Origin of the sequence: Bacillus sp. AK25 (genome assembly GCF_048270685.1) — a bacterium.
Classification (GTDB): domain Bacteria; phylum Bacillota; class Bacilli; order Bacillales; family Bacillaceae; genus Bacillus; species Bacillus altitudinis.
Map to the genome: position 1 here is coordinate 132,550 of NZ_JBLUWC010000001.1, position 8,570 is coordinate 141,119.

Here is an 8,570-nt window from a genome sequence, read left to right on the forward strand (position 1 = left end):
GTAACATGTTCTTGACACAGGAAGCAGAAAGTTATAAGATATCATATGGTATGTATTTCAACCCCACAAATAAGCCCCGGAAGACTTATCTGTGTTTTGAAATAGAACGTAGCATTTGATTCAGGAAAATTCATTGATTTATTTAGGAGGGAAACTCATGCGTACAACACCAATGGCGAACGCAAGCACAATTGAGCGCAAATGGCTAGTGGTTGATGCGGCAGGCAAGACTCTAGGTCGTCTTTCTACTGAAGTAGCATCACTTTTGCGCGGTAAGCACAAACCAACTTATACACCACACGTTGACACAGGTGATCACGTGATCATCATCAATGCTGAGAAAATCGAATTAACTGGTAAGAAATTGACGGACAAAATTTACTACCGTCATACGATGCACCCAGGTGGTTTGAAACAAAGAACTGCTCTTGAGATGCGTACAAACTACCCTGAAAAAATGTTGGAGCTTGCTATCAAAGGTATGCTTCCAAAGGGTCCACTAGGTCGTCAAATGTTCAAAAAATTAAATGTGTACCGTGGTTCTGAGCATCCACATCAAGCACAACAACCTGAAGTTTACGAACTTCGCGGTTAATTATAAGGGAGGTTAACAATTTGGCACAGGTTCAATATTACGGTACAGGTCGTCGTAAAAGTTCTGTAGCGCGCGTTCGCTTAGTTCCAGGTGAAGGCCGTATCGTCGTTAATAATCGTGAAATTACTGAATACATTCCATTCGCTGCTTTAATCGAAGACGTGAAACAGCCTTTGAACATCACAGAAACAGCTAACAGCTACGATGTTCTTGTAAATGTTCACGGTGGTGGATTCTCTGGTCAAGCTGGAGCAATTCGTCACGGTATCTCTCGTGCTCTTCTAGAAGTAGATCCTGAGTACCGTACACCACTTAAACGTGCTGGACTTCTTACTCGTGACTCTCGTATGAAAGAGCGTAAGAAATACGGTCTTAAAGGCGCACGTCGCGCACCTCAGTTCTCAAAACGTTAATCAATTTTATATTGTATGGACGTTTTACAAGGGTTTGTACAGGCAAACCCTATATGAAAAGCATCAGCATCTTGCTGGTGCTTTTTTATTTGTGTTTTTTTCTGTCTGGAAACATATAAAATAGGATCATAGTCAGGTTTCTGTTTAAAAAATGATGTTAAAGGGGGATGGCATTTATGATTCTAATAACAGAAAGATGTCTCATTCGACCGTTTATTGAGGATGATTGGCAGGATGTCTATGCATATACATCTGATCTAGCGGTGATGAAGTATATGCCAGAAGGTGTTTTTTCTAAAGAAGAGGCGCAGGAATTTGTCAAAAATAATCGTCTTGAGACGGGCAAGAATTTTGCTGTTCTATTAAAAGAAGATCATACATGCATCGGGCATATCGTGTTTCATCCTTACTTTGGTGAGCACACATATGAAATTGGCTGGGTCTTCAATTCTGCATATCAAAACAAAGGCTATGCATCAGAAGCTGCATTTGCTGTCCTACATCATGGCTTTCACACAATGAATTTACATCGAATCATTGCCACTTGTCAGCCTGAAAATGTGCCATCGTGGAGAGTGATGGAGAAAATGGGGATGAGAAGAGAGGGATATTTTAAAAAATGTATACCACAAGGAAATGAGTGGTGGGATGAGTTTTACTATGCCATCTTACGAGAGGAATGGAAAACTTGATAAGTTTTCATGATATGAAGTAATTCGTCATTCCAAATATCCCTTGGCTTTCTCTATTGATATAATCAGGTCAAATAAGCAGAAGAGGGGCGCGGGCATGAGGATCTTTGATGCACATTTTCATATCATTGATTTTGATTTTCCTATTCAAGAAAACCAAGGATATACACCGCCGAGTTATGTGGTGAATGATTATAGGAGAGAGACGGCTGATTTGGGGATTGTAGGTGGAGCGATTGTGTCAGGGTCATTTCAGGGTTTTGATCAAGACTATATGTTGAAAGCACTAGATGAAATGGGACCGACTTTTTGCGGTGTGACACAATTACCTTTTACAGCAACTGACGATGAGATTGTTCATTTGGATCAACATGGGGTCAAAGCTTTACGTTTTAATGTGAAGCGGGGCGGTTCGGAGGATATTTCAAAGCTCGACTATTTTGCGAGAAGGGTGTATGAGCTGGTGGGCTGGCATAGTGAGATTTACATAGACGCTAAGCATCTCCCTGACATCTCATCAACGCTTGAACAGCTGCCGGCCGTTTCGATTGATCATTTAGGCTTATCGGAAGAAGGCTTGCCGCATTTGCTCAAGCTGGTTGAAAAAGGTGTTCGTCTGAAAGCAACAGGCTTTGGACGTGTAGATTTAAAGGTTGAACAGGCATTGACGTCTATTTATCAAGCGAATCCTGATGCACTGATGTTTGGTACAGACCTGCCCTCTACAAGGGCAAAACGGCCATTTGAATACGGTGATATTGAATTGATTCAACGGATGTTTGATGAGGAAGCGGTGGATAGAATTTTATATGAGAACGCTATTAATTGGTATTTTGGCAAATGAATAAAGGTTTCCATTCCGTGATAGGAGGTGTGTTCATTGAATCTGAATCAATTGACATTTAGAGAAGCCGTCCAAGGAGACCTCGACAACATCGTTTTGATGCTTTCAGATGACAAATTAGGCCAAAAGAGAGAACGCTACACTCGTCCATTATTAGAAAGTTATCTCAATGCCTTTCATTCGATCGAAGCGGATCCCAATATTGAACTAATCGTGGCTTGTGATCGGGAAGAGGTAGTCGGGGTTCTCCAATTAACAATGACTCCATTTCTAACGTATCAAGGAGGATGGAGAGCTTCAATAGAAGGAGTTCGTACAGCCTCGACTCATAGAGGAAGAGGAATTGGCACATTGTTGATCAAATGGGCTATTCAACGCGCAAGAGACCACGCGTGTCATATGATTCAGCTGACAACAGACAAACAGAGGCCAGAAGCACGACATTTTTATGAAAAATTAGGGTTTGAAGCCACGCATGATGGGATGAAACTGCAGCTTGATTTCAAATAAAAAGCAGAAGGTGGCATCCCTCTGCTTTTTATGATTGTTTCACCGGAAACGCTTTGTATACATCTTGACGTTTATCTTTTGACTTCACAACCCCATCAACCAGTTCCTTTTGCCAAAGCGCTGTATCGTCTTTGTACACTTTAAAAGAGTGAGGCAGCTTTTTTTCTAGCTGTTTTCTTTTAAACGTGACGGATGGCTCGTCTTTAGCGTTCATCTGGAGTGTCACTTGCTCCACGTTATCGATAAGAATAAAAAGTGCCAATCCATTATATAAGTAGTTTTTTTCAATGGTATCCTTCTTATCAAACCAAAATGAATCAAATTGTTCTTCTGTATCATTGGTATTTTCTTTCACGCCGTATGTCACTTTTAGCGCTTTTTCATCTACGATTTCATATTCGCGAATCACGTTACCTGGAAGATCTGATAAAATAGCGCCGACTGCTCCGTTGTCTCCAATATAAGAATTTTTGTGCTTAGAAAGCTGTTTTAAGGAAATGTCTTCTATTCCTTTGATGTCACTCTCTTTCTCGCTGGCTTGACTACTGCAAGCGGATAGAATGACTGTGATTAGTAGTAGGATATACATCCACTTTTTCATTTATTTTGCCCCTTTATCATTCTTTCTATATAAAAACCCATTATATCACAAGATCCCATTTCAACCACTTATTTCATCATTTCCATTTACTGAACTGCATGTTTTGTTCAAACCAACGAACAATACAAAGAAAAAAAGGAGTTCAGTCCATGGCAGAAGTTCTTTCATTTTATCAATTGAAAACAAAACGAGATGTCACGCTTGAAAAGAAGCTGTTGCGTACATTGTCTCTTCAACAGGTGACGGTCGCTTCAGAGAAATTCACGAAGAAGCTGTTCCCATTTGCAGATGATCCAGCTGGGATTATGAGTGATGGCTGTATCGATTTCGCCATTGAGGCTTTTTTAGCAGGTGGGAGATACGGTGAGGCTAGTAAGTATGGTGAATCATTCGATGATATAAAAAAGCGGTCAGTTCATGAAGAAGATGAGCTGGTTGAGGAGCTAGCAGGGTGTTTGCAATCGTGGGGGAATATGTTTCGAATGGAGCGTAAGATGTCGTGTCTGTATCCATTTGCGAAGGAATTTTTAAGCATATGGTGGAAGGAAGGCTTTCGGGAATCAGAAAAAAGGCATAAGCTTCGACTGCACTAAGCATATTTCCAGCCCTTGTCCCATATCTATAAAATAATGGTGTATGGGAGGGACAGGGATGAAAAGAAAGCTGAAATGGACAGGGTTTTTAATCGGGTTTATTGTCCTCTTATTCTTATTCAGATTTCAGTTTCTAAATGATGATTCGTGGAAATCGTGGAACTTGCCTTTGAGCGGCAAGATCATCTATTTAGATCCGGGTCACGGCGGTCCAGATGGCGGTGCTGTTGGCGGCGAGTTGCTCGAAAAAGAGATTGCACTGGATGTGTCCATGAAGATAAGAGACTATTTGCAGGAGCAGGGAGCGCTTGTTCTCATGACACGGGAAGATGACTCTGATTTATCATCAAAGAATACAAAGGGTTATGCCCGAAAGAAAGCGGAGGATTTGAGAAACCGTGTGAAAGTCATCAATGAATCTGAAGCAGATCTCTATTTAAGTATTCATTTAAATGCGATTCCATCGAACAAATGGAGCGGGGCACAGACGTTCTTTTACGGAAAGTATGAAGAGAATGAAAAAGCAGCGAAGTTCATTCAAGATGAATTGCGCAACAACCTTGAAAACACAGATCGCAAGGCGAAGCGAATCAATGGGATTTATTTAATGCAAAATGTCACGAAGCCAGGAGCGCTTGTCGAAATCGGATTTCTATCGAATCCAAAAGAGGCTGGTCAGCTGGCGACTCCTAAATATCAGGATCAAATTGCTGCTTCGATTTATAAAGGCATTCTCAGATATTTAACAGAGCAAAAAGAGCCGCCTGAATAAGGGGCTTTTTCCTGTTTATCGCAGGCAAAGAGGACAGACATTGTAAGGATATGTATGATATACTTGAATTGTAAACGAATTCAATAAAGGGTGAGGTTCTGCTATGATCGGACAAGATGATGTGAGAAAACTAGTTGGGAAGATGGACGAACCTTTCCTTCATATACCGCTTGGTGAGCTGGATGCCATCAAGGAAATCAGCCTAAAGCCTGAAAAAGAGCATGTGAGCTTAAAAGTGGCGATTGCCAAAACAGGCACTGCTGAGCAGATGAAGCTGCAGCAAGACATCGTACAAGCTTTAAAAGCAGCGGGCGCGAACACTGTAGGACTTCGTTTTGAAGAACTGCCTCAAGAAACGCTTGAAAAGTTTATGCCGTCACAGGATGAGGAAGAAAATTTGCTCAACTCTAAAAATCCGCCTGTGTTCTTAGCGATTGCGAGTGGAAAAGGCGGAGTTGGGAAATCAACTGTTTCCGTTAACCTGGCTGTGGCACTGGCTCGTCTAGGAAAAAAAGTGGGACTGATTGATGCAGATATTTATGGCTTTAGTGTACCGGATATGATGGGAATCACCGTCAGACCGACAGTTAAAGGGGAAAAGATAATTCCTGTGGAACGCTTTGGCGTCAAAGTGATTTCAATGGGCTTTTTTGTTGAAGAAAATGCACCGGTCATTTGGAGAGGACCGATGCTTGGTAAAATGCTAAATAACTTCTTCCACGAAGTAGAGTGGGGAGAATTAGATTACTTACTATTAGACCTTCCGCCTGGAACAGGTGATGTGGCACTTGATATTCATACGATGCTTCCGAGCTGTAAAGAAATCATTGTGACGACACCGCATCCAACAGCGGCATTCGTTGCTGCTAGAGCAGGCGCAATGGCACTGCAAACAGATCACGAGGTGCTAGGGGTCGTTGAGAATATGAGTTACTATGAAAGCAAAAAAACAGGTGAGAAGGAATATGTCTTTGGAAAGGGCGGCGGGGACAAGCTGGCGGAGGAGCTGCGCGTATCAGTCCTTGGTCAAATCCCTTTAAGACAGCCTGATTGGAATGAGGACGATTTTGCACCTTCTGTCTATGATGCGAGTCATCCGACAGGGGAAGTGTATCAACACATTGCCAATAAAGTAATTGAACAATTAACAGTGAAAGCATAATGAAAGCCCGAGTGGACCTTGTGCCACTCGGGTGATGTTTAACTGCCGCTTCCTTGTGAACCGGAATCATTGCTGCTTTCAGAGACTGCTTTTTTTAGCTCATCTTCGAATTTCTTCTTATAGAGAGGGCTGCTCAATGTTTCTGTGATGACTTTCTCTAAGTGCTTTCTGAACTCTTTGCTTTTGACCAGTTCACCGTATTTCTTTTCCATTTCAGGATCCTTGAGAATATCCATCATCATTTGTTGATAGTCAGGGTCCTTCATCAATTGTTTTAACATTTTTTCATGCTGTTGCTGCATGGATTTTGCGAAAGTCTCGGCAAATTTAGAATCCTCAAAGACCTTCTTCCAGAACTCTTTGCCTTTATCAGAAGTCAGTGTTTTCTCTATTGTTTTTTTCACAGTTTGTTCATCCATTACCAAAGCTTCATTCATTGCCTCGTCATTTAATAACTGTTGAATGGCCTTTTTACCGTCATCTGTTTTCAAAATATCGACGACCATTTTTTTCGTTTCGTCATAGTCCATATTAGATGAGGATTGGGTTTTGGGAGCACAAGCTGTTAGAGATAAAAGAAGAAAACAGCTCATTATACGCAAGATGCCTTTTGACATACTGTGGCTCCTTTCGTTACATGTCTTACTTTTAATATGAATGTTTCACGTGAATTTATACATAACAAAAATAGGGGTTGGGTCAATTCAATGAAAAGTCGGGATTTAGTTCGTTTTTTCTTCTCTGTGCTGGCTGTTGGAGCGGTCATTACAAGCGTGGTAGGTTTTGCGCTGGAGTGGGGGAAATATCAGAAGCTGTTTGTATCGTTTGAGATTTTAGAGATTGCGTCTGTGTTATTTTGGTTTATTGGTGTGGGGATGATCTTTAGTGTAATCAGTCAGATGGGGTTTGTTGTCTTTTTGACAGTGCACCGGTTTGCGCTGGAGATTTTTAGGTCGCATACTTTATGGAATACCATTCAGTTATTCCTTGTGATTTTCGTGCTGTTTGATTTAGCTTATTTGCGGTTTTTGTTTTTCGGGGAGAATGAATCATTTCTTCCATACTTGTGGCTGCCTGTTTTTATCGGTGTGTTTGCATTGATCGTGTCTTATTTTAAACAGCAGCAGTCCTCTAAGAAAACATTTATTTCTGCAATGTTTCTCATGGTCGTCATCACGTCGCTAGAATGGTTTCCGGCGCTTAGAGTCAATGAAGAGGACTGGCTGTATTTAATGCTATTTCCGCTATTAGGTTGTAATGCGTTTCAGTTATTAGCTATGCCGCGGTTTTCAAAAGCAAAAGCTACTTAACCTCAGTTGACTTTGTTTTTGTATTAGAGATAAGCTCGCCAACCGTGACGTTTCTTAAATTCTTGTCTTTTAAGTGTTTTAAAATAGCTGGTAAGGCTTGAGCGGTTTGGGTGGCTGAATCTGAGGCGTGAAGGAGAATGATGTCTCCGCTTTTCATTCGATCATTTACATTATGAACAATCTGGTCGACGCCCGGGTTCAGCCAATCTTGAGAATTGATGCTGTAATGGACAACGGTATAGCCATACTGTGTTGCAATTTTCAATACCGTTTCATTAAATTGCCCAGTTGGCGGTCTTAATAATTGAATGTCTTCCAGTCCAAGCTTTTGGAATGTATTTTGTGCACGGACAAGATCTCGCTTAATTTCGTTTTCTTCCAGCTGGCTATAATTTTTATATGCATAGCCAAGGCTGCCAATTTGATGGCCGTCCTCTTTAATCCTTTTCACGATATCTGGGTGACGCTCAGCCCAAGAAGCAGACAGAAAGAAAGTGGCGTTCTTTATATCGTACTCTCGGAGGACATTTAAAATAGGAACAGCCTTCTCATCTCCCCAGCCAATATTAAACGTAAGGGATGCATGTTTTGATGAGGTCTCTCCTTTATAAATCGCTCGGGGTCCTTGTTCTGTTTTAAATACCGACAGCGGCGGTGCCTTTTGTACATAAAAAAAGGTTGCAGCTGCAAGGGCTGTTACAAGAATAATGACTACTTGCTTCAGCCGTTTAATAGGCAACACATATAATCGACTCAATTCAAACACTCCTGCCTTGTCCAAGATTGTTACTTGATTGTATGCAGGACAAGGGTTTAACATGCACAATAAAACTATTTTAAAAAAAGTTCTGAAAAGGCGTTGACCAACAGAATGTTTTCGTGATATATTATTAATCGTCGCTGACACACAGTGACAAACACAAACGCTTCGGGAAATAAACTTGAAAAAAGTTGTTGACATAAGATGAAGCGAAATGTTATATTATTAAAGCCGCTAAGAACGGCGAAGATGATCTTTGAAAACTAAACAAGACAAAACGTACCTGTTAATTCGAGTTTTTATAAAAAAATCCTATGG

At 41.1% G+C, this 8,570-nt stretch carries 12 protein-coding genes; 9 read left to right on the forward strand and 3 right to left on the reverse strand.

All coding sequences use genetic code 11. From position 1 onward, the window contains the following. Positions 1–157 precede the first annotated feature (157 nt). The 5 genes from rplM to ACNO7B_RS00815 all read left to right on the forward strand — a co-directional run bounded on the left by rplM (position 158) and on the right by ACNO7B_RS00815 (position 3,054). The gene (rplM, locus tag ACNO7B_RS00795) at positions 158–595 is read left to right on the forward strand and encodes a 50S ribosomal protein L13 (protein ID WP_003217042.1); all 438 of its coding nucleotides are present in this window, start codon (positions 158–160) and stop codon (positions 593–595) included. Between the two features lie 20 nt (positions 596–615). Beyond that, the gene (gene rpsI, locus ACNO7B_RS00800; RefSeq protein ID WP_007496354.1) at positions 616–1,008 is read left to right on the forward strand and encodes a 30S ribosomal protein S9; all 393 of its coding nucleotides are present in this window, start codon (positions 616–618) and stop codon (positions 1,006–1,008) included. A 176-nt stretch (positions 1,009–1,184) separates the two neighbouring features. Beyond that, a complete protein-coding gene (locus ACNO7B_RS00805; protein WP_041091512.1) occupies positions 1,185–1,700 on the forward strand; it encodes a GNAT family N-acetyltransferase in 516 nt (171 codons plus the stop codon). 97 nt (positions 1,701–1,797) lie between these two features. After that, positions 1,798–2,544, forward strand: a complete 747-nt coding sequence (locus ACNO7B_RS00810; protein WP_417901037.1) for an amidohydrolase family protein — start codon at positions 1,798–1,800, stop codon at positions 2,542–2,544. Positions 2,545–2,580: 36 nt separating this feature from the next. After that, a complete protein-coding gene (locus ACNO7B_RS00815) occupies positions 2,581–3,054 on the forward strand; it encodes a GNAT family N-acetyltransferase (protein WP_410685583.1) in 474 nt (157 codons plus the stop codon). A 28-nt stretch (positions 3,055–3,082) separates the two neighbouring features. Here ACNO7B_RS00815 and ACNO7B_RS00820 read toward each other — a convergent pair whose 3' ends face one another. Continuing rightward, positions 3,083–3,655 carry a DUF4825 domain-containing protein gene (locus ACNO7B_RS00820; protein WP_417901038.1) on the reverse strand — a complete coding sequence of 191 codons (573 nt, stop codon included), beginning with the start codon at positions 3,653–3,655 and terminating at the stop codon, positions 3,083–3,085. 149 nt (positions 3,656–3,804) lie between these two features. Between ACNO7B_RS00820 and ACNO7B_RS00825 the strand changes: the two genes are divergently transcribed. From ACNO7B_RS00825 to ACNO7B_RS00835, 3 genes are all read left to right on the forward strand, one after another. Beyond that, entirely contained in the window at positions 3,805–4,248 is a 444-nt protein-coding gene (locus ACNO7B_RS00825; protein WP_417901039.1) for a YbaK family protein, read from the forward strand. 58 nt (positions 4,249–4,306) lie between these two features. Further along, positions 4,307–5,020 carry an N-acetylmuramoyl-L-alanine amidase CwlD gene (gene cwlD / locus ACNO7B_RS00830; RefSeq protein WP_017359175.1) on the forward strand — a complete coding sequence of 238 codons (714 nt, stop codon included), beginning with the start codon at positions 4,307–4,309 and terminating at the stop codon, positions 5,018–5,020. A 103-nt stretch (positions 5,021–5,123) separates the two neighbouring features. Continuing rightward, on the forward strand, positions 5,124–6,182 hold the full coding sequence (locus ACNO7B_RS00835; RefSeq protein WP_008345199.1) for an Mrp/NBP35 family ATP-binding protein: 1,059 nt from the start codon (positions 5,124–5,126) through the stop codon (positions 6,180–6,182). A 38-nt stretch (positions 6,183–6,220) separates the two neighbouring features. On the opposite strand, the gene gerD is transcribed toward ACNO7B_RS00835, so the two are convergent. Next, the gene (gene gerD, locus ACNO7B_RS00840; RefSeq protein WP_007496366.1) at positions 6,221–6,799 is read right to left on the reverse strand and encodes a spore germination lipoprotein GerD; all 579 of its coding nucleotides are present in this window, start codon (positions 6,797–6,799) and stop codon (positions 6,221–6,223) included. Between the two features lie 90 nt (positions 6,800–6,889). Here gerD and ACNO7B_RS00845 point away from each other — a divergent pair, with 90 nt between their 5' ends. Beyond that, positions 6,890–7,492 carry a KinB-signaling pathway activation protein gene (locus ACNO7B_RS00845; RefSeq protein ID WP_417901040.1) on the forward strand — a complete coding sequence of 201 codons (603 nt, stop codon included), beginning with the start codon at positions 6,890–6,892 and terminating at the stop codon, positions 7,490–7,492. Here ACNO7B_RS00845 and pdaB read toward each other — a convergent pair. Next, positions 7,485–8,249, reverse strand: a complete 765-nt coding sequence (pdaB, locus tag ACNO7B_RS00850) for a polysaccharide deacetylase family sporulation protein PdaB (RefSeq protein WP_417901041.1) — start codon at positions 8,247–8,249, stop codon at positions 7,485–7,487. The two genes, ACNO7B_RS00845 and pdaB, sit on opposite strands and share 8 nt — an antisense overlap. Positions 8,250–8,570: the final 321 nt, after the last annotated feature.